A 21,931-nucleotide genomic window follows, 5' to 3' on the forward strand; every position below is an offset into this window, starting at 1 on the left:
ACAAAGGAACAAAGCAACCTTATTGCAATATATTGCTCTGTTTTTTAGTTCTTGTCTTTTTATAATTTATTAACGAATCATTAACAAGTTGTTCATATTCTCCGCATAGAATGAAACTAAACTAGCTAAAGGGCAGGTGATTAATGTGAAGCTAATGTCCATTATTTGCTTTTTTAAAAGAAACCATAAATACAGCTATTACTCCGACAGATGTGTAAGATGTGGAAAAGAAAAACAGCATCACTGACCAGCCCGCTCTAACAATTGCCCCACACATCACAGCAAATAAATTAAACACTACATCCTGCTAGGAAAGAATTCTCTTTTTCCAATTACATAAAAAATCAAGATTATTTGGTAAACAAGACGAAAGAGAGGCAGATTTTTAAGTATATGCCTCTCTTTCGTCTTATATTATGTAAGTTAACTTTTCATTTCTTTTAGCAAGATGCTAATTTGATGATCCAATTCTTCTTTCACTAGCAAAGTTGGTGATAATCTGCTCTAATCTGATTGCTGCACATTTAAGCTGCTTTTTATTAAGGATGTTTGTATCTTTATCAGCTCTTGAATATCCTTGATAAGTAGTAGGTTGTTAAAAGGATATTGCCGCTTTATCTTTGTTTTTGATTAGATATTTTTATATATAAACTCCTTTTGCACAGCTTATTTTTGCTGTAGTTTATTTCTTAAAGCTCAGGAACGCTTTCTAACTAGCGGTAAAAAAAAGACAGCAGATAAACGTATCTGCTGTCTTAACTATTAATTATATTTAGCAAGGAACTGAAGTAATTCTTTATTAAACTGCTCTGCATGTGTCGCATTAAAACCGTGCGGGGCACCTTCAATGACGGCAAGTTCAGAGCCTTCAATCATATCATGGGACAGCTTTCCGCTTGCTTCGAATGGAACGACATTGTCTGAATCGCCATGAATGATTAAAGTCGGGATGTTGATTTTTGCTACATCCTCACGGAAATCGGTATAGGAGAATGCTTTAATGCATTCAAGCGTACCTTTCGGTGATGCGAACGCGGCAATATCACGATTATAAAGACGGAATGGTTCACTAACAAGGCCATCTCTTTCTCCTGCAGAAAAGAAGTTATGTGTAAAGTTATCAAGGAAAGCGATACGGTCTTTTTGCACACCATTCAAAAACTCTTCAATTGTTGCATCATCAAGAGCACCCTCTGGATTACCTTCTGTTTTATACAGATAAGGAGGCACCGCACCTGCTAATACAGCCTTTTTCACACGTTCCACGCCGTATGTACTAATATAGCGGACCACTTCCCCGCCGCCCATTGAAAAGCCGACAAGTGTAACATCCTGAAGATCTAGATGTTCAATTAATTTATGCAAATCTTTAGCAAAAGTATCATAGTCATAGCCTTCATAAGGTTGAGATGACCCTCCGAAACCTCTGCGGTCATATGCAATAACACGATACCCTGCTTCAATCAGGGCAGGCACTTGCAGTTCCCATGAACGGAGACTCAGCGGCCAGCCATGGATTAAAATAATCGGTTTTCCGCTTCCATGGTCTTCATAATTTAAAACAACTGGTGCATTATTGACTGTATCAACTGTAAGTTTTGGCATCTCTCTAACCTCCAATGAAATGTTTTGTTTCTTTGCAGCTTATAATCCTTTACCCAAACTTCCCTTGGCATAATCTTTTCTGATATCAGAATTCCATTATATACCAGAATAGTACTTAACTCCACTAAAAAGATGCTTTCCTGATAGAAAGCATCTCTACTAGCTTTTCAACTAAAGAATAGGTTCTTTTGCACTCGATAGAAGTGCCTCTGCTGTTGCATGATGTACCTCTTCTAAAAGGATAGGGTTTTCCATTAAGGATAGACCGTAGGATGGGATCATTTCCTTAATTTTTGACTCCCACTCGTTAAAATGCTGCGGAAAGCATTTTTGGATTACTTCAAGCATGACATGAACAGCTGTTGAAGCACCTGGTGATGCACCGAGCAATGCTGCAATCGAACCATCGGAGGCAGTGATAACTTCTGTGCCGAATTGCAGTGTTCCTTTGCCGCCATCCTCGGTATCTTTAATCACTTGCACACGCTGCCCTGCTACTACTAAATCCCAATCTTCTAGTTTTGCATTCGGAATAAATTCTCGCAGTTCTTCCATGCGCTGCTCTTTTGATAACATAACTTGCTGAATTAAGTATTTAGTCAATCCCATATTTTTTGCACCTGCTGATAACATTGTGATAATGTTGTCTGGCTTCACAGAGGTGATTAAATCAAACATAGAACCAGTTTTCAAAAACTTTGGTGAAAAGCCGGCAAAAGGTCCGAATAACAGCGATTTTTTATTATCAATAAATCTTGTATCTAGATGAGGAACAGACATTGGCGGTGCGCCAACCTTTGCCTTGCCGTAAACTTTTGCATGATGCTGCTCAACGATAGCTGGATTGTTGCACACCATAAAAATTCCGCTTACCGGGAATCCTCCAATATGCTTGCTTTCAGGGATACCGGTTTTTTGAAGAAGATGCAAGCTTCCGCCTCCGCCTCCGATAAAGACAAACTTAGCCTTATGGCGTTCGACCGTTCCTCGCTCAAGATTTCTGACTGTTAGCTCCCATAAGCCATCACGAGTCCTTTTTATATCATTAACACTATGTTTGTATTTAATCTTTACACCATTGCTGCCTAAATGATCAAATAACATCCTTGTTAGTGCCCCGAAGTTAACATCTGTTCCAGAATCAATTTTAGTTGCTGCTATCGGTTCTTCTATATTCCTTCCCTGCATGATGAGGGGAATCCACTCTTTCAGTTTTTGCGGATCTTCAGAATACTCCATGCCTTGAAATAAGGGATTGTTTGACAGCGCTTTAAATCTTTTCCTTAAGAATTCTACATTCTCTTTCCCTTCCACTAAGCTCATATGCGGTAATGGCATAATAAAGTCTTTCGGGTTATGTATGCGCTTACTGTTTACTAAATAAGACCAAAACTGCATGGATAATTGGAACTGTTCGTTAATGTTAATTGCTTTGCTAATATCGATGGAGCCATCTGGCTTTTCAACCGTATAGTTCAGCTCACAAAGTGCCGCATGCCCTGTTCCAGCGTTGTTCCATTCGTTTGAACTTTCCTCTCCAGTGTTAGCAAGCTTCTCAAATACTGTAATCTTCCAGTCAGGTACTAATTCTTTCAGAAGTGTCCCCAATGTTGCGCTCATAATTCCAGTACCAATTAAGAAAACATCTGTGTTAGTTTCTCTTTCGCTCATATTAACCTTCCCTTTACATTATTGTATTCGCAGAAAGGATGCTGGCGCTCGATATGAACACACCATTTCTGTCTTTCATTATGACACTCTTGTTATCTATTATAATTATTTACAGATAAAAATATCTTCTTTTATCTGATAATTATATACTATTTACATCATTTTAAAAAGGATAAGTTCTAATTCTACCTGCCATTTAAGAAAAAATCCCTATATAAAGCACTCTTTCCTTCCTCTATCAGTCAATATGCTTCGTTCATAAAAAATGCAATTTGTACGTTCCTTCCTTACATTCTATGCAAAAAGAATATATTTTATTAAAACCGCATACACCATAACCTATCTAAACAAACATAACCCTTTTAAAAAATACTATTCTAATATATTATTTCTCGTAAGATAAAAGGTTATTATTTGATTCAATCTTAATATTTAAACTCCTGTTATTAACTTAAATAAAGCTTTATAAGCTGCTCTTCCACATTAATGAGGAACCGTAATTTCCCAGTAATTCAATGAACAGGTTATTCTCCTCCTATAACTAAAAGCAGGTCATTTTTAAAGTGACCTGCTTTTTTTATCTCTGTACTTTTACTTAAATAACACCTTGTTCGAGCATAGCATCAGCCACTTTTTTAAAGCCTGCAATATTAGCACCTGCTACAAGATTGCCTGGTACATCATATTCTTCAGAAGCTTGCATACTCTTACTATAGATATCTTTCATAATTACTTGGAGCTTTTGATCGACTTCTTCCTGTGTCCAAGAAAGCCTTGCACTATTTTGTGCCATTTCCAATGCTGACACAGCAACTCCGCCAGCATTCGCTGCTTTTGCTGGTCCAAATAAAACATTGTTTTCAATAAAAAGATCGACTGCCTCTTGTGTGGACGGCATATTGGCACCTTCACCGACTGCCTTTACTCCATTACTTAGTAAGATATTGGCAGCTTCCTTGTCCAGCTCATTTTGCGTAGCACTTGGCAAAGCAATCTCACAAGGGACTTGCCAAATTCCTGCACAGCCTTCAGAATAGGTAGCGCTTGGATGCTCGTTAACATATTCTGAAATCCGTTTAGATTCTGCTTCTTTTAATTGCTTTACTGTATTTAAGTCAATTCCGTTTGGGTCGTAAATATAGCCGCTTGAATCACTGCAAGCTACAACTTTTGCGCCTAGCTGCATGGCCTTTTCCATTGCATATATGCTTACATTTCCAGAACCAGATACGACTACTGTGCTGTCTTTAAAACCTAAGCCTTTATTGTTAAGCATCTCTTCGACAAAATAGACTAGACCGTAACCAGTTGCTTCTTTCCTGCCAAGACTTCCTCCATAACCGATGCCTTTTCCTGTCAGCACTCCTGCTTCAAAGCTGCCTTTCAGTTTTTTATATTGGCCGAACATATAACCAATTTCTCTTGCTCCGACACCAATATCTCCAGCAGGCACATCTGTATCTGGGCCAATATGTCTTGCTAGCTCTGTCATAAAGCTTTGGCAAAAGCGCATAATTTCCATATCTGATTTTCCTTTTGGATCAAAATCAGAGCCGCCCTTCCCCCCGCCGATTGGCTGGCCAGTTAGAGAGTTTTTGAAAATTTGCTCAAACCCTAGAAATTTAATAATACTTGCATTAACAGACGGATGGAAACGCAGTCCGCCTTTGTAAGGACCAATCGCACTGTTAAACTGTACGCGGAATCCTCTGTTCACCATGATATTACCATTATCATCAACCCACGGCACTCTAAAGCTAATCATCCGTTCAGGTTCTGCGATTCTGTCCAGCACAGATTTTTTTATATATTCAGGGTTTTTCGCAAGAACAGGAATTAAAGAGTCCAGTACTTCCTTTACCGCTTGGTGGAATTCTATTTCATGGGGATTACGCTCCACTACCTGTTTATATAAATGATTAACATAGTCTTTTGCGATTTCAACTTCATTTGTTTGTGCTACTTCCATATATTCCACCACTTTCATTCGAACTCAGCTCCTAAAGATGTTTTAAGTTTTAGAAAATTCCCTTTTCTTAAATGTGGTTTCATTTTATAATTTTATAATTGATAGTTCCAATACTAATTTCGGATGAGATTCATGCGTTAAACGCATTAGGAGAGTTGAAAACATGGAAACAAGGCAAATTCAATACTTTTTAGAAGTCGCAAAACGGGAACATGTAACAGAAGCAGCAGATGCTTTGCATATTGCGCAATCCTCTGTCAGCAGGCAAATATTCAATTTAGAAGAGGAATTAGGAATCGAGTTGTTCATCCGCGAAGGCCGCCGTGTAAAGCTGACACCTTTAGGAAAAATCTTTTTTGAACGAATGAAACAGGTGTGGAACATGATGGAGGATGCCAAAAGAGAGGTAAAGGAATATTTAGACCCTGAAAAAGGAACCGTCAGAATTGCCTTTCCAATCAGCATGGCAGCACACACATTGCCATCGATCATCTATGCATTTAGGACAAGATACCCTGAGGCTAAATTTCAAATGAGCAATGCTCTTTATTATGATTTAATCGATGGTGTTATCAAAGGTGATTTCAATTTAGCCATGATGGCGCCAATGCCAAATCAGGAAAAAGAGCCGAAGATTAAAGGAGCTACCCTCTTCACGGAAAATATTGTTGCATTAGTTCCAAACCATCATCCATTAGCAAACAGAGCCTCTATAAGACTTCGTGACTTAAAGGATGAGCCCTTTTGTGTGCTGCCAGAAGGTTTCGTCTTTCGAGAACAAGTCGTACAAGCATGCAAGGACGCTCACTTCTCACCGAGTATTGCCTTTGAAGGCAAGGATATTGATGCATTAAAAGGGTTAGTGTCCGCTGGTTTAGGGGTTGCATTAATGCCTGAGATGACGCTGGTCGACAATACGCCCCGCTCTACCGTTATTATTCCGATTGCAGACAGCAATCTGACCAGAACGGTTGGTGTCATCTATCCGACGCAAAGAAAGCTTTTGCCAACAGAGGAATTATTTTATGACTTTTTGCTGGAAACATATGAAAGATTGAATGAATTTAAACAATGATTTAAACTGTCCTGCATACAGGACAGTTTTTTCGTCCTCCTTGATAAAGACTATTTCTATAGTAAAATAGTTTGCCATATAAAAGTTTGGGTAAGTAGTAAGTAACACCTACTAAAGAGGAGGATACTTTGACATGAAAGCAGTGACGTTTCAAGGAACAAAAGATGTACAAGTAAAGCAGGTCGCAGATCCGAAGCTTCATAAAAAGGACGATATTATTGTCAGAATTACTTCGACAGCGATTTGCGGATCTGATTTGCATATCTATCAAGGCGCTATTCCTGCTGAGAAGGACTATGTAATTGGGCATGAACCAATGGGAATAGTCGAAGAAGTAGGATCTGAGGTAACAAAAGTCAAAAAAGGAGACCGCGTTGTACTTCCATTTAATATTTCATGCGGCCATTGTTATTATTGTGAACATGATATGGAAAGTCAATGTGATAACTCTAACCCAAACAAGCAAATTACCGATACTGGTGCATACTTTGGCTTCACAGAACGTTACGGCGATTATCAAGGCGGCCAAGCAGAATTATTGCGTGTGCCATACGGAAACTTTATGCCATTTGTAATTCCTGAAAGCTGCGAATTGGAAGACGAAGCATTGCTGTTTATGTCTGACGTACTGCCAACAGCGTACTGGAGTATCGAAAACTCTGGAGTAAAAAAAGGAGACACAGTGGTCGTATTAGGTTGCGGACCTATCGGCTTAATGACCCAAAAATTCGCCTGGATGAAAGGTGCAAAGCGCGTCATTGCTGTTGATAATATCCCCTACCGCTTAAACCATGCCAAAAACATGAATAAAGTCGAAACAATTAATTTTGACGAACATGAGGATGCAGGAAATTTCATTAAAGAAATAACCGCCGGTGGAGCAGATGTCGTGATTGACTGTGTTGGAATGGATGGAAAAAAATCAACAATTGAAGCAATCGGACAAAAATTGAAAATCCAGGGCGGGACATTAAGCGCTATAGAAATCGGACTAAATGCTGTTCGTAAATTCGGAACGATGCAATTAACAGGTGTTTACGGCTCTAAATACAATATGTTCCCATTAGGACAAATATTTGAACGAAATATTAACATAAAAACTGGCCAAGCCCCTGTTATTCACTATATGCCAATGCTGTTTGATAAGATAACAACAGGAGAAATTGACCCGACAGAAATCATTACACATCGAATTTCCCTTGATGACGCCAGCAATGCCTATCAAATGTTTAATGATCATCAGGATGAAGTAATTAAAGTCATACTTAAGCCATAACGTACTTTAGACTCGGCAATAATATGCCGAGTCTTTTTTATATTCCTATTAATAAAAAAAACAGCTGTTAAAACATACAGCTGCTATTGCTATCTTCATTACATTCCTGTTTTATATTTCTTTTCACTAGAAGATGTATTCTTCGTATCATGCTTTGCTTTTTCTTCCCGATATTCTTCTTTTATATCTTCCATCGGCAATGAATCCACTGCTTGTTCACTTTCAAACTTATCAAATAGGCTTTCGTTTTCGGTAGGATATTGTTCAGGGTTGTCCATATTTGTATGAGCATTATTTAGGCCTGACTTTTTCTTTTCATCCATCACTATCACCTCCTTATAAACATTCCCCTATTTAAGAAGAAAAAACTGTCCATATTTATCCAGTTGTTAGTGATGATTGCCCTTTTTAAAAATTATCCACATATAGCTTAGCCTTTTGTAAAAATAACCATTTAATATAGTATAAAGTAAATGTTTACAAACTATAAAAATTTGAACGTAGGGGAAAAACGAATGAAACTTGCTGATATTAAAGGAGAATATAATCAAATTTTTAGTTTAGGAGAAAACTGCATTCCTGCTTTGAAATTGAGGAAATTTAATTTGAGACAACAAGCTGGACCATTCGATTGGGTAGGCACACCGAATTTATTTAAGATTATCATCTTATTTCAATCAAATTTCGCCGATTTTCTTAAAGAAGAAAACCTAGAGCCGCTGCAGTATGTTAATGAGGATGACATACTTGTACATGATAAACTATATAATATTGGCTTTAATCATGATTTTAAAAAAGATGTTAACACATTGGAGCACCTGGGAAGTTTGCCGCAAGTTCAAGAAAAATATCAAAAACGAATCAATCGTTTCATGGAAGCTTTGTCCGCATCCCCAAACCTATTATTTATTAGAACAGAAGCAACATTAGAAGGAGCGACTGAGTTAAATAATGAATTATCCCATCTAGTTAAAAACTCTTATCGCCTGTTAATCGTCAACCATGCACCAGTAAAAGAAATCATCGAGCAGGACTGGGGCATCAGCAATGTCTGTGTACTTGAATTACCAAATGATGAAATTTGGGACGGAAACGATCATCTATGGCAGTCAATATTTGAAGGCATCACATTAGTAAAATAAATGTATAGTAAGACTTTTAAGGATGCAATCCAAAACAGTGCATCCTTTTTCTTGCCCAAATAAAAAAAGGAGTAGGCGAACCTACTCCTTTTTCAAATACATATCCTTATACAAAGCGAATGATATTTGTCTTTCGATTTTCCGAAGTGGCTGCAGTAACATTTGTAGCTGTAATTGGTTCAATCGTTACCGTATACGTAGCTGTCCCCGTTTCCGCTGGAACATCGACAACAGTAACAGAAGCAATAAACCGCTGCGTCCCGGCAGCTGCTCCGTCCCGGCTAATTCCTTGCGTATCAATCACCGTTCCATCTCTGCTGATGTTTACATTAAAATCTATACCCCAATCCGCAGCAGTAACAAAATCCAGCTGCTGTGACGTATCAATTTTCACCTCATTACCAGCAGTGACAGGAACAGCAACAGTATTCACAACAGTTGCCGCATCTAAAGGTAAAGCCAATGCTGCGGCAGCTTGGTCGAAGAACAATGCAGAAACAGAAGGATCACCGCTTGGGCCTGTCGGGCCTGTCGGTCCTGTTGGACCGGCTGGACCCGTTGCTCCTGTTGGACCTACTTCTCCCGCTGGACCGGCTGGGCCTGTTGGACCTACTTCTCCTGCTGGACCGGCTGGGCCTGTTGGACCTACTTCTCCTGCTGGACCGGCTGGGCCTGTTGGACCTACTTCTCCTGCTGGACCGGCTGGGCCTGTTGCTCCTGTCGGGCCTACTTCTCCCGCTGGGCCCGTTGCTCCTGTCGGACCGGCTTCTCCCGCTGGACCTGTTGCTCCTGTTGGACCGGCTTCTCCTGCTGGGCCTGTTGCTCCTGTTGGACCCGCTTCTCCCGCTGGACCCGTTGCTCCTGTTGGACCTACTTCTCCCGCTGGACCGGCTGGACCTGTTGGACCGGCTTCTCCTGCTGGGCCTGTTGCTCCTGTTGGACCGGCTTCTCCCGCTGGACCCGTTGCTCCTGTTGGGCCTACTTCTCCTGCTGGACCCGTTGCTCCTGTTGGGCCTACTTCTCCCGCTGGGCCAGCTGGACCTGTTGGGCCTGTTTCTCCCGCTGGGCCTGTTGCTCCTGTTGGACCTACTTCTCCCGCTGGGCCTGTTGCTCCTGTTGGGCCTACTTCTCCCGCTGGACCGGCTGGGCCTGTTGGGCCTACTTCTCCTGCTGGACCGGCTGGGCCTGTTGGACCTACTTCTCCTGCTGGACCGGCTGGGCCTGTTGGACCTACTTCTCCTGCTGGGCCCGTTGCTCCTGTCGGACCGGCTTCTCCCGCTGGGCCTGTTGCTCCTGTCGGGCCTATTTCTCCCGCTGGGCCTGTTGCTCCTGTTGCTCCTGTTGGACCGGCTTCTCCCGCTGGGCCCGTTGCTCCTGTTGGGCCTACTTCTCCCGCTGGACCGGCTGGGCCTGTTGGACCTACTTCTCCTGCTGGACCGGCTGGGCCTGTTGGACCTACTTCTCCTGCTGGGCCTGTTGCTCCTGTTGGACCTACTTCTCCCGCTGGACCCGTTGCTCCTGTCGGACCGGCTTCTCCCGCTGGACCTGTTGCTCCTGTTGGACCGGCTTCTCCCACTGGACCCGTTGCTCCTGTCGGGCCTACTTCTCCTGTTGGGCCAGCTGGGCCTGTTGCTCCTGTCGGACCTACTTCTCCTGCTGGGCCCGTTGCTCCTGTCGGACCTACTTCTCCTGCTGGACCGGCTGGGCCTGTTGCTCCTGTCGGACCTACTTCTCCTGCTGGACCGGCTGGGCCTGTTGGACCTACTTCTCCCGCTGGACCGATTGGACCTGTCGCTCCTGTTGCCCCCGCTGGACCGATTGGGCCTGTCGCTCCTGTTGCTCCCACTGGACCTGTTGGGCCTGTTGCTCCTGTTGCTCCCGCTGGTCCAGTCGGTCCAGTCGGTCCGGTTGGGCCTATAATGCCGGTTGCTGTTAGAAGAGCTACATCATCTACTAGCACATTTGAAGTTCCCTCCGAAGGAATAACGCTGATTAATAAATATGCTTGGCGTGTTTCACTCGGTGCACTGCTTGCAGTCAAGTAGACTTCCTTCCAAATACTGACTCCCGCATCTGGTAATCTACCGGGAGGAATATAGTTGGACAATCCTGTATTAAGAAGCTGGAAATTCTCATCAAAAAAGAACAATTGTAACAGCATTGCTGGTGCTGGAAGATCATCAAGCTTAGCTAACGATATAATTAGCTCAAGATTTTCTCCTGCAGATGCTGAAACAAACTGCCCTAAATAAGTCGATCCTTCTCCTTGTTCAAGAAGTGCTGAGTATGCACCTGAATGGGAATACTGGGTAGTCACAGAGGCATTCTCTGAAATCCAGCTGCTTAGATCGCCTGTTTCAAAACCACTGTTCCCAATTAAATTTAGTAAACTCATTCTCATTCTCCTTTCTGTAAAAAACTAGAATACAAAGGTATTGTATGAAGCAATCAAAAAACCGTTTATGCGCATACCTCTGCTTTGATAGTACATTTTCAAAATAATGGATAAACCTATAATATTTAGGTCTACTAACTCAAGTTATTAAATCTATGAGAAGGCACAACCCCTAAGTTTGGTTAACGATTATAAGAATTAGGTATTATAGAATACAAAAAACGATTCTCCTCAAAGAAGAATCGTTTGCTTTTTTCCATAATAAACTACTAAACAGTATTAATATTCGTTCTATGTACTGGAAGCTGTATGGTAAGAATAAACCAATTCCCTTTAAGCTCCGCCTCCATTTTCCCATTCATTTTTTCCACGAGCTTTTTCGAAAGATAAAGACCTAGCCCGCTTGATTCTGTATTTGTTCGACTAGAGACCTCAGTATAAAAACGCGAAAATACTTTATCAATCGCTATTTTACTATCTGGTTTTATATCATTTTTCACCGTTAATAGAAAATACTCCTTTTCCATTCGATAGCTAATCGCTGCATGACTACTGGCATAACGAAGGATATTTTGCACAATATTTTGAATGACACGTATTAACATTAATTTATCTGCAATTATCCTATTATCCTGTTTATGTTCAGAGAATTGAAGTTCAATCTTCCTTTCTTCTAGCTGCTCATAAAAAGACAAAAAGATGTCCTCGACTATAGTGACAAGCGAAAGCGAAGTTAATTCTATGTCTTTTTGGTTTGTTTCCATTCGTGCTAAGTCATAAAATTGATCTGTCATTTCAATTAAACGCTGAACGGAATGTTCGATAATACTAATATATTGGGCTTTCTTAGCTTCATCTGCAGCTACATTTAAGAGTTGCACATAGCCATTGATGGAAGTAAGCGGTGTTCGCAAATCATGGGAAAGCCCGGCAATTGATAACTTCACATTCTCTTCCATCTGTTTAGCTTGGTGATTCCTATGCTCAAATTCATCTATCATTTGGTTTAGTTCATCAACTAATTGAATTAATGCCTTCTCGCGGAAATCAAGATACAGCCTGCTTCCGAAGCTCGCGCGGGTTGATAGTTCTTTTACTTCCCTTGTTAATTTTCGCAGTTCTCGTTTTAAGAAAAATATATAAACAAGCAGCGCCAATGCTAAGAAGAAGAACAATATCCACATAACATTCACGCCCTTTCATTAATCAAATTTAAAGCCGATGCCCCAGACAGTTTTAATATAGTTGGTCCCATTACTATTAAGCTTATTTCGTAAATTACTTATGTGCATGTTAATCGTTTTATCATTATCGAAAAAAGGTTCGTTCCAGACACTTTCATATATATTAGCACGACTGAAAACTTTTTGGGGATTCTCCATAAGTAATTGAAGGATTGCAAATTCACGACCAGTAAGGTGGAGTGCCCGATCACTTAGCTTTACTTCACGGGTATCTAAATTAAGGCTGATATTTTTATAATGAATTTCTTGCCGATGCTCAGCTGTAACCTTTGCTGCATGGCGCAGTTGAATATCAATTCGGGCAAGCAGCTCTTTTACATCAAAGGGCTTCGTGATGTAATCATCTGCACCGTTCGTTAACAATTGTAACTTAGAAGGCTGGTCAATCTTTGCGGAAATGACAATGACAGGAATGCTAGAAGTACTTCTAATATGTTGTAGAAATTCCTCACCATTCATACCAGGAAGCATCAAATCTAAAAGAATGACATCTGCTTGGTTATTTTCGACTAACATTTTACCTTCTGTGCCTGAATAAGCACTTAGTGTATTAAAGCCATTTATTTCCATTGCTTCTTTTATCAAAGAATGAACGGCGGTGTCATCTTCTATAATTAATATTACTGCCACACTAATCTACCTACTTTATATCTGTTCGATTAAACAGAATGATTCCTATAGCTGATGATAACATGATTGTAATAAGACTCACCAATATCATCTCAGGAAATTTTGCGATATCTGTTTTGCTGGCGAAATCTGAATAAAACAGAAAGGATTCTGTAAACCAAAACGTTACTTGTTTAAAGTGCGTTGTTTGCTGAAAAATCCCTGCACCAAAACCTGTAGCCATCGTATAAAGGAAACTCCAAATCAAGGAAATCCCACTGTTTTTTGTCATAAACGTAATCATAACATAAATAGACACATTAGCCAGAATTAATAAGTACAGTATACTAAAAGCCTTAAAGGCGTATTCGCTGTAATTGCTAATACCTCCAAGCTCACCAAAGCCAAATACAGCTGAAAAGCTGATTATGCCAAACCCAGTCATTGCCAGCACTCCAATAATGCCTAGCAGTGCTGCTACAATTAACTTAGACAAATAATAATGCGTCCGGCTGCGCCCTAAAGATAATGCATTTCGAATCGTACCATTTTGAAATTCTTCGCCGATAAAGAAGCTGATAAAGGCACTCATAACAAGCAAAATAGTTAAAGCATTTTTCTCGATCATCAAAACACTGGATGCACCATTTACTACAGTATCAATCGCTTGAATGAGTTCTGTACCATAATGGACCATCATTTTACTATTTATAGCTTGCATGACAGGAAGTATGGAAAGTATGCCTAGAACAATCCATAGCTTTTTACTGCGTACTAATTTTATCTTTTCTGCTGTTAAAAGATTAAGCATTTTTATTTCCTCCCGTTAACTGCAAGAAATAATCTTCGAGCTTTTGTCTCGTTGTGCCAATTCGTGAAACATTTACATTTGCCAGCACTAATGAACGATTTATAGTAGCAACTTCATCGAGCTGTTCATAAATATTAATCTCTGTCCTATTCATAACTGTATAATCCTTTATTCCTAATTCATCTAAAACGACAATAGCTTTTTCGACCTCTGTTGTTTCTAATTCAATATATTGACGAGTTTCTTTCGCAAGCTCTTCCCGCGAAAATTCACTAATCAGTTTGCCATCATGCAAGATACCGTAATGGGTCGCAACTTGGGAAAGCTCATCAAGCAAATGACTAGAAAGCAACACAGTAATCCCTCGTTCTGTTACCAACCGTTGAATAATCTCACGCATTTCCACAATTCCTGACGGATCTAATCCATTTGTCGGTTCATCTAAAATGAGAAACTCAGGATTAGTAATAAGTGTTGACGCAATCGCCAAACGCTGGCGCATTCCCAATGAGAAATTTTTTGCTCTTTTCTTGCCTGTATTACTTAAATTCATTAACTGCAGCAAAGCATCCATTTCACGTTCACTCACACCGCCATTTGCCGCTTGAACACGCAAGTTCTCCCGTGCGGTTAACTCAGGATAAAGAGCCGGCGTTTCAATAGATTGCCCCATCTTCCTTCGTGCCCGCTGCAAGCCTTTTACACCTGATTGCCCAAATAGTTCCATTTCCCCACTATCAATAGATATCAATCCCATTACCGTCCGCATAAAAGTCGATTTACCTGCACCATTTTCGCCAATCAAGCCATAGATCATCCCGCGCTTAATTTCAATTGATACTTTATCAAGCGCTTTATGCTTGCCATATACCTTCGAAACATTTGCAGCTTTAAGAATTGTTTCTGCCATAAATTTCATCCCTTCATTGTAGATGTTATTAGAATAAGTGAGAGGTATAAATAATTAGACTAGAAAAGTATAAAAAAAGTATAAAGAATTCAGCAAAAGAAAAAGCATCCACAGTTGTTGTGGAATGCTTCCGTTTCTAGTAATTGTTCAGCCTACCTTATTGTTTTTCCGTTCCCTTAATCGTCTGAGGATAGTAAGAGACACAGAAATAGCAAACATAACAGCACCAATAATCATAATTACATCTACAAAAACTTGTATCCAGCTGTTAAATGTTATATCTCTTACAACACGCATATAAAAGTAAAAAACAGCTATAATGAAAAACACTAAGTCAGAGTATTTATCCATAAATTGCATAACTAAATAGACTTGGCAAAAGTTAAAAATACTGTATTATTATTGCCCACAATTCCATATTAACTTCTATTTAACCAAATCTATAGACACCTCTCTTCCATTTGTTTATGATATCATTTCTATTTGCAAAAGGATATTGGGGTGGAGATTTTTTATAGGAAATTTGAATTTAAGTAAATTCAGTTATGGTCATAAACCTTTCTAGAAATTGAAAAAATCCCTGATTCTGCATCAGGGATTTTTCAATTTCTATATAGCCATGCTTTATCTTAAAAATAGATATCCGGCTTTTTCATTAAATGTATTAGCTTCACTCTATTCTATGTGAGCAAGCTTTTACCACCAAATAGGATAAAAAGGTCCAAATCTTCTGATACCATAAAACGGGAATCCAAACAGACCAAACCCTCCAAATGGAATAAATAAGCGATTGTTATCATTCCCACTTTGGTTTGATACTAATATATAAACATTCTCATCATCATAACTGTGAAGAATACCTTGGTGAATCTCATCGTCTCTTGTCTCAATTTGAACAAACTGAAATAAAAGTTTATGGCATTTTTGATGATGCTTGTGTTTATGATGCTCATGATGATGACTCATTTTATGGTGCTGTTGACTTGAGGACTCATCAAAATCTCTAACGTTTTCCATACCCAATCTCCCCTTTTTTTAAACTCAAGGCATATTATTCAGGAGCATAAAAAAGGTGAGACTGAAAATTTTTTCTAAAACAAAAACACCAGATTATTCGAATGCTTGCATTAATTTGGTTTTAAAAGTTCATATTTCATCAGCCAACAACTATTGGATATCTTCAAAAAAATTCCCTCCTCTTCAGCTTGCTTCTTTCTATAATCACTCCATAAATTAATCGCATCAATACTGCCTTTTGCTAAAACTAGTACTCGGCCAATATTTGTTGTGATAAAAAAATATTCTTTCTACCATTCGCCTCTTCTCATCTAACATGCTTATTTAGATTGCTATTTGTAAGCCTATATTTACTACATAAGGAAACTCTTATTTATATAATCCGTGATAGATAAATCCAATAAGATTTTAATTATATATCAACAAGATAGACTTACCATTTCCAAGCCCTAATACTTTCTGTCCAACTCATTGAGCCAATTCTACCTTTTAATAATTTCAAGATAAAAAATTAAAGCATGAAGGAAGCAATCATATATGCTCTTTCTGATTTTTCTTTATCTAAGAAAAATCTCTCCATAATGAAATCACAGACAAAACCACCCATCAACTCCATCCTTTACATTTGTATCAGTTAACTTCTGTGTAATTGAGTAGAATTTTTTAGACTCTAGTGGATTTATTGAAAAAAGGGTACAAACCTAAGGCCTGTCTTAATCGTGATACATATAGATATAGTACAGCACCACATGAGGGATAAATGAAACGGAGAGACATTAGTGGATTTACTTACAAACGGAGAAAATGCCCTTTCGTTTCAAAAAAGATTCATACTATTCATCACATGAAAGGAGTATTTTTATGGCCGACTTCACCGTTTGGATAACCATTGCCACTTTTTTGGTTACCCTCGGGTTAATACTTTGGAGACCTAAAGGATTGAATGAAGCAGTGCCTGCAGCTGTTGGTGCAGTTATTGTTGTGCTTTGCGGCAGTGTATCATTCTCCGATTTAGGCATCATATTGAACACAATCAGCGGCGCCGCTATTACAATCATGGCAACAATTGTTATGGCAATTGTTTTAGAAAGCTTTGGTTTTTTTAATTGGGTGGCAGAAAAACTGGCAGCTATGGCAAAAGGATCAGGAATTCGTTTATTCTGGTATGTCAATTTATTATGTTTCCTAATGACACTATTTTTTAATAATGATGGTAGCATACTCATTACAACACCGATTCTCCTCATGCTGTTAAACAACATGCGCTTAAAAAATCATCAAAAAATCCCCTATTTACTATCTGGGGCGCTAATTGCAACTGCTTCAAGTGCTCCAATTGGTGTAAGCAATATCGTCAATCTAATTGCATTAAAAATTGTCCATATGGACTTATGGCTCCATACAGCGATGATGTTTGTACCATCAAGTATTGGATTATTATTTTTGACCTTCCTGCTGTTTCTGCGGTTTAAAAAAGTCCTGCCCGAAAAAATTCCAGTACAAGTTTCCGGTCTGTCTAGATCTTCCTATCACCCATTAAAATCCGTCATCCAACACGAATCAGAAAAAGCTCGTTCAAAATTTATGAGAAATATTTTATTATTTGTTCTTGCTGTCCGCTGTAGCTTGTTTCTTGCCTCCTATCTTCACATTCCGATTTCTGTGATGGCTGTCATCGGATCACTCGTTCTTTTAGCCTGGAGATGGATATATTTAAAAATATCCCCTGCTGATATGCTAAAGAAAACCCCGTGGTATATCATCGTCTTCGCCTTTAGTATGTATACCATCATCTACGGCCTCAACAATATTGGCTTGACTAACTGGCTGATTGGTTTTATGGAGCCTGTCGTTTCAGGAAGTCTGCTTCAAGCGAGTGTATTAATGGGTACACTGCTAACAGTTCTTTCCAATATTTTCAATAACCACCCTGCCTTAATGGTGGGTACCCTTACCTTGACACATATGGATCTTAGTTTGCTTGAATTGAAGGTTGCTTACTTGGCTAACGTAATAGGCAGCGACATGGGAGCATTACTGCTGCCGATGGGTACACTAGCCACTTTAATGTGGATGCATATCGTCAGAAAAGGTAAAGTTTTCATTAGTTGGTGGGATTATATCAAAATAACAGCCGTAGTAATTCCTCCTGCTACAATTTTCACCTTAATTATTCTATATTACTGGGTTTCTTCCCTTTTTGCTGGTGTACTTCAACAATAGAAAAATATCGATTGAGACACATACAATACCCATCCTTTAAACATGCAGAAAGAGTAATCCTCCCTAAAGATTACCCAAAGGTTAGATTACTCTGGAAACACCTATATCAACTAATAGTATATTCCCCCCTAAGGCAGACAGACAAAATAAGTTATGTTCACCATTGGGGGAGAATTTTTACATACTTCTATAATAGTCAGTTTATGTACTTACTATTTTATTATCGTTTAAATAAGCTAATTTAGTTTAACAATCAATTCCCCTTTCCTACTCCTTTATATCTCAAAAATAAAAAAACACCTGTCTAAAACAGATATCTTACTATATAAATTAAGGTTCATCCCAAAGTATAGTCATTGCAAGAAAAAATAGTACGAGTACAAGAAACACTAAGCCAAGAAACCAAAGAGCAATCTTTCTCCAAATATTTTTTTCAGCATACAAGGCAAATATTAAGGATATTGCCATGGAAACGATTAATATTTGTAAAAACCATTCGCCAATGTCATAGATAAATAACGGGCTAATACCTATTAACGTAAAGACAATAGAAAGTGCAGCAGAATATCTCTTCACTTCAACACCACCTTTTTTTAACATTTTTAATATATTTAGTATATTTGTAGAAATGTCTACTCCATTGACCAAGACCCTTTTTTCTTGATTTAAAGCCATTTACTTTATTGCAAATGGGTTAAATCTGTAGGAATTTTATCTCATTCAACATACTCATTGTCCACATTACTCTACCTAAATCTTCACCTCCCTTCGCTGAAATTTAGCTTTAAAGGAGATGTGAATCTGTAGCATTTTTTAAGTCTAACTGTACAAGTGCTAATCATCCATTACATTTTATAGCTGTTCCCTTCCACATCAAGCTGCATTTCATTCTATACAGTAATTTAGATTTTTTATATTTTGCCGATAATAATAAGGGAGGTGAGTTTCTTGGATATTCCAGCTTTATCAGTTAGCATGCACCAAGCTTCACTTAGTCAAAGTGTAAGCTTAGCATTAACTAAAATGTCTATGGATAATACTCAGCAAACTGCAACACAAATGATGGAAATGCTTCAAGCTCCACATCCAACATTAGGTAATTCTATTGACCTAAAAGGATAAATCTACATAAAAAATGTATTCTTAATGGGATGCATTTTTTTCTTTCTCCAAAACTACCCTTACATTTTTTTACGCTTTTTACCTGTATTTTGTTGGGTGTAAATTATATGCTGTTGAAAATCCACCTCTGTATATAATAGTTGGATTTTTTCGTTTCGATTTTTTCAACTCTGATTTCACCTTATCTAGAAACAGCAATAAAAATTATTATCTCTTAATACTAAACAATACAGGATTAAGGAAAGATAGAACTACAATAACAAGAAACATTACAAATGATACAGCATCTCCTACTAAATTAAATTCATCTACAACGATACCTTCTTGCCAGATATTAATAGCACCCACTATTAAACATACTAATGAAATACTTATAACAGTAAATCCATTGAGTTGCTTCCATTTCTCTTTAAATTGAATTAAAATCAGTAACAATAACAAAACCGAAATCATGGTAATAAAAACAGGTCTAAAAACCGCTAATTCCATTACGTCACCCATCCTCAAAATTAGTCAACATCCACATTTTACCATAAATTCCAAAACAACGTTTCATTTATTTTCTATTTTTGAGATATTAGACATAAGAAACAAGAGCATTCATCCTTTTTGGATAGATGCTCTTGTTAACGAAAAATAATAACCATACAAATCTAGATGATACAACCATTGATTTCAGTTGTTCATATACAAACATCCATTCGCAAATTGTTATAAAACTTCCAACGAGTTAAATGTTCTCTCATTCCTATATTATTTTGCCTCATAATTCTAGGGCTTACTCTCCTACCAAACCGTCCTTATCAGCATCGTGCATATAGGGGTATAACCAATGGTCACTCGTTATTGGCATACTGAACCCTGCTGCTTTTGCTTCTTTAATCGTCACCTGTCCATTACCGTCTGTATCAACACTAGAAATATCACCATCTGTGTTTGAACTAGTTGAATCAGAAGGCTTACTGCCTGTTAAACCGAGAGATGCGTTCACTTCATCAGGGTTCACATTGTCAAATGTATCTACAATCTCGTTCCCCATTAAAGTATAGGTATACTGATAACTTGAAGGAATCTGCGTTTTCGTATCCGGATATGTGATTATTGCTTCAAAATTAGTGGCTCCACCTGCTCTACGGATTGCGTCTTCCATATAAGCTTGATCACCATGTCGGTTAAGCGTACTATCTTGTGGAGTAATATTGTAAGCATTCGATACCCCTCCCAGAGAATCAGCAATGATATGTCCTTCATCTAAAACGTCACTTTCGACACCAGGAACCTTTGCCTCATCAGAGTAATATCTGCCAGACGATAATACAGGTTCGTTCTCGTCATCTTGAAGAGTGATTTCATCAGCAATAACACGAACTAGCTGCCCGTATTCATTAGTAAATGCCCAATATTTACGGTCCCCATAACCAATGTCAACGACGACATTAGGTTCACGATATCCAGACAAATCACCACCATCCACTTCAATAAGTTTGTACCCTGAGAACAGTTCCTTATTTGTTTCGGTTGGTGTTTCCTCTTCCACTGGTTCATTAACCAACGCAGTATCAGCTTCTTCTTTTTCACTAGTTTTATCTGTATTAACTGTGGTTACTTCTTGTGAATCTGTCTTTTCATCTGTGATAGACACATCTTCTACGTTGGTACAACCAACAAGAAAGATGGTCGTTAAAAGTAAGATTAAATAGTTCATTTTTATTTTAGTACTCTCCTATAATAATTCTATTAAACTCGGGATGTTAACAGAGATTAATGCTGGGTTATCGTTCAATTTTTCATGAAACGAAATGGTTTAAATATCAAGATATAATAATGTATTTAAGATAAACTTATTTATATCCTATTTGCACCATCACAATAAGAAAAAATACCTCTTCTTTTTTATTATACAGATTAATAGTATTACATCACAATATAATATTCTTTAGCTTATACTATAGTTCTACATGTCCATCCGTTTTCTAATGTTCATATTTAAAACTTCGTTATTCATTACAATATCTCATAAAAGGTGCAGGATGTATTTGTCCACCTAGTACGTTTTACTAATATAAAAAATGCAAGTGAGGACCCGTACTGTCTCCTGTATTCCCCACCTCACCAATAACCTCTCCTTGTTTAACTTTCTGCCCAACTTTTACATGCACTTCACTTAAATGTGCATATAGTGTCCATTCACTTCCATGCTGAACTTGAATAACATGTCCATAGCCACTATACCCTGGCACTACACGAGTGTTCGCAACTGTAACCGTTCCTGCATCAGCTGCTTTTACTGGTCTACCAATTGGATGTCCAAATCAATACCCTTATGAAGCGTTCCCCATCTTATGCCAAACCCAGAAGTAACAACGGGATTATCTACAGGCACGATATAGCTTCCTGTTCCCAAACTGGATGAATCACAGTTTTTTGTTAGTCCCCCTAACTTTCCGACTATCTCCAATACTGTTGGAACCCAATGAACATTTAATCCTGTTGGATCATTTTCTGCCCCAATCGGCGCGTACACTTGTCCTAACAATTCAATTGTACTTTTACCGTCGATTAAGATTCGGTTATGAAGTGTAACTCCCATTGCTTCTAACCCTTCATCTAAACTAACAAAGACAAATAAACCATTACTGGACATTAAGCCGCCGGGATTATTCTTTTCTATTACAGCTTTAGACGTTCCCCATGCTGTTTCATGAAAAGCTATGGACGTAAAAAGAACAGGGTCAATTCCCTGTTCCTCAGCAATATCTATTATCTTATTTCCCTTCTTCTTTAGTACACCAGCCTTAGAAAAAGACTCCTCCCACATCGACTTATTAATCTCTCCAGTTACAAAACAACTGACAATACTTT

General features: G+C 38.6%; 21 protein-coding genes. 5 read left to right on the plus strand and 16 right to left on the minus strand.

Features of this window, described 5'->3' with window-relative positions; translation table 11 throughout:
- Positions 1-151: 151 nt before the first annotated feature.
- The 4 genes from LXM54_RS05565 to gdhA all read right to left on the minus strand — a co-directional run bounded on the left by LXM54_RS05565 (position 152) and on the right by gdhA (position 5,263).
- Positions 152-298, minus strand: coding sequence for a hypothetical protein (locus LXM54_RS05565; RefSeq protein ID WP_233314087.1), 147 nt, complete (start codon positions 296-298; stop codon positions 152-154).
- 464 nt (positions 299-762) lie between these two features.
- Positions 763-1,605 (minus strand): alpha/beta fold hydrolase, encoded by an 843-nt coding sequence (locus LXM54_RS05570; protein WP_233314088.1) that lies wholly within the window; start codon positions 1,603-1,605, stop codon positions 763-765.
- Positions 1,606-1,776: 171 nt separating this feature from the next.
- Complete coding sequence (locus LXM54_RS05575; protein ID WP_233314089.1) at positions 1,777-3,276, minus strand: malate:quinone oxidoreductase; 1,500 nt, start codon at positions 3,274-3,276, stop codon at positions 1,777-1,779.
- A 595-nt stretch (positions 3,277-3,871) separates the two neighbouring features.
- Complete coding sequence (gene gdhA, locus LXM54_RS05580; RefSeq protein WP_233314090.1) at positions 3,872-5,263, minus strand: NADP-specific glutamate dehydrogenase; 1,392 nt, start codon at positions 5,261-5,263, stop codon at positions 3,872-3,874.
- A 145-nt stretch (positions 5,264-5,408) separates the two neighbouring features.
- On the opposite strand from gdhA, the gene LXM54_RS05585 reads away from it, so the two are divergent.
- Together LXM54_RS05585 and LXM54_RS05590 are read left to right on the plus strand one after the other, a co-directional pair.
- Positions 5,409-6,320, plus strand: coding sequence for a LysR family transcriptional regulator (locus tag LXM54_RS05585; RefSeq protein ID WP_233314091.1), 912 nt, complete (start codon positions 5,409-5,411; stop codon positions 6,318-6,320).
- A 133-nt stretch (positions 6,321-6,453) separates the two neighbouring features.
- Entirely contained in the window at positions 6,454-7,596 is a 1,143-nt protein-coding gene (locus LXM54_RS05590) for a zinc-dependent alcohol dehydrogenase (protein ID WP_233314092.1), read from the plus strand.
- Positions 7,597-7,694: 98 nt separating this feature from the next.
- Here the strand turns inward: LXM54_RS05590 and LXM54_RS05595 are convergent, their stop codons facing one another.
- Positions 7,695-7,919 (minus strand): hypothetical protein, encoded by a 225-nt coding sequence (locus tag LXM54_RS05595; protein ID WP_233314093.1) that lies wholly within the window; start codon positions 7,917-7,919, stop codon positions 7,695-7,697.
- A 192-nt stretch (positions 7,920-8,111) separates the two neighbouring features.
- Here LXM54_RS05595 and LXM54_RS05600 point away from each other — a divergent pair, with 192 nt between their 5' ends.
- Entirely contained in the window at positions 8,112-8,738 is a 627-nt protein-coding gene (locus LXM54_RS05600) for a DUF1796 family putative cysteine peptidase (RefSeq protein ID WP_233314094.1), read from the plus strand.
- 106 nt (positions 8,739-8,844) lie between these two features.
- Here the strand turns inward: LXM54_RS05600 and LXM54_RS05605 are convergent, their stop codons facing one another.
- The 6 genes from LXM54_RS05605 to LXM54_RS05630 form a co-directional block, all read right to left on the minus strand.
- Positions 8,845-11,133, minus strand: a complete 2,289-nt coding sequence (locus LXM54_RS05605) for an NTTRR-F1 domain (protein WP_233314095.1) — start codon at positions 11,131-11,133, stop codon at positions 8,845-8,847.
- Between the two features lie 269 nt (positions 11,134-11,402).
- The gene (locus tag LXM54_RS05610; RefSeq protein WP_233314096.1) at positions 11,403-12,317 is read right to left on the minus strand and encodes a sensor histidine kinase; all 915 of its coding nucleotides are present in this window, start codon (positions 12,315-12,317) and stop codon (positions 11,403-11,405) included.
- Between the two features lie 18 nt (positions 12,318-12,335).
- On the minus strand, positions 12,336-13,007 hold the full coding sequence (locus LXM54_RS28210) for a response regulator transcription factor (protein ID WP_233314097.1): 672 nt from the start codon (positions 13,005-13,007) through the stop codon (positions 12,336-12,338).
- Positions 13,008-13,017: 10 nt separating this feature from the next.
- Positions 13,018-13,797 carry an ABC transporter permease gene (locus tag LXM54_RS05620; RefSeq protein WP_233314098.1) on the minus strand — a complete coding sequence of 260 codons (780 nt, stop codon included), beginning with the start codon at positions 13,795-13,797 and terminating at the stop codon, positions 13,018-13,020.
- Entirely contained in the window at positions 13,790-14,707 is a 918-nt protein-coding gene (locus LXM54_RS05625; protein WP_233314099.1) for an ATP-binding cassette domain-containing protein, read from the minus strand. The genes LXM54_RS05620 and LXM54_RS05625 overlap by 8 nt, the downstream gene beginning before the upstream one ends.
- 696 nt (positions 14,708-15,403) lie before the next feature.
- On the minus strand, positions 15,404-15,724 hold the full coding sequence (locus LXM54_RS05630) for a hypothetical protein (RefSeq protein WP_233314100.1): 321 nt from the start codon (positions 15,722-15,724) through the stop codon (positions 15,404-15,406).
- A gap of 861 nt (positions 15,725-16,585) precedes the next feature.
- Between LXM54_RS05630 and LXM54_RS05635 the strand changes: the two genes are divergently transcribed.
- Entirely contained in the window at positions 16,586-17,947 is a 1,362-nt protein-coding gene (locus LXM54_RS05635; RefSeq protein WP_233314101.1) for an arsenic transporter, read from the plus strand.
- A gap of 330 nt (positions 17,948-18,277) precedes the next feature.
- On the opposite strand, the gene LXM54_RS05640 is transcribed toward LXM54_RS05635, so the two are convergent.
- Positions 18,278-18,523, minus strand: a complete 246-nt coding sequence (locus tag LXM54_RS05640; RefSeq protein WP_233314102.1) for a hypothetical protein — start codon at positions 18,521-18,523, stop codon at positions 18,278-18,280.
- 372 nt (positions 18,524-18,895) lie between these two features.
- Here LXM54_RS05640 and LXM54_RS05645 point away from each other — a divergent pair, with 372 nt between their 5' ends.
- Positions 18,896-19,069 carry a YjfB family protein gene (locus LXM54_RS05645; protein ID WP_233314103.1) on the plus strand — a complete coding sequence of 58 codons (174 nt, stop codon included), beginning with the start codon at positions 18,896-18,898 and terminating at the stop codon, positions 19,067-19,069.
- A gap of 207 nt (positions 19,070-19,276) precedes the next feature.
- On the opposite strand, the gene LXM54_RS05650 is transcribed toward LXM54_RS05645, so the two are convergent.
- The 4 genes from LXM54_RS05650 to LXM54_RS05665 all read right to left on the minus strand — a co-directional run bounded on the left by LXM54_RS05650 (position 19,277) and on the right by LXM54_RS05665 (position 21,887).
- Positions 19,277-19,558, minus strand: a complete 282-nt coding sequence (locus tag LXM54_RS05650) for a hypothetical protein (protein WP_233314104.1) — start codon at positions 19,556-19,558, stop codon at positions 19,277-19,279.
- A 289-nt stretch (positions 19,559-19,847) separates the two neighbouring features.
- Positions 19,848-20,774 (minus strand): DNA/RNA non-specific endonuclease, encoded by a 927-nt coding sequence (locus LXM54_RS05655; protein ID WP_233314105.1) that lies wholly within the window; start codon positions 20,772-20,774, stop codon positions 19,848-19,850.
- Positions 20,775-21,126: 352 nt separating this feature from the next.
- A complete protein-coding gene (locus LXM54_RS05660; protein WP_325169555.1) occupies positions 21,127-21,369 on the minus strand; it encodes a M23 family metallopeptidase in 243 nt (80 codons plus the stop codon).
- Positions 21,354-21,887 (minus strand): glucosaminidase domain-containing protein, encoded by a 534-nt coding sequence (locus LXM54_RS05665; RefSeq protein WP_233314106.1) that lies wholly within the window; start codon positions 21,885-21,887, stop codon positions 21,354-21,356. Before LXM54_RS05665 ends, LXM54_RS05660 begins: the two co-directional genes overlap by 16 nt.
- Between the last annotated feature and the right edge of the window lie 44 nt (positions 21,888-21,931).

The sequence above is a fragment of the Bacillus sp. Au-Bac7 genome (genome assembly GCF_021341655.1).
Lineage (GTDB): Bacteria > Bacillota > Bacilli > Bacillales > Cytobacillaceae > Niallia.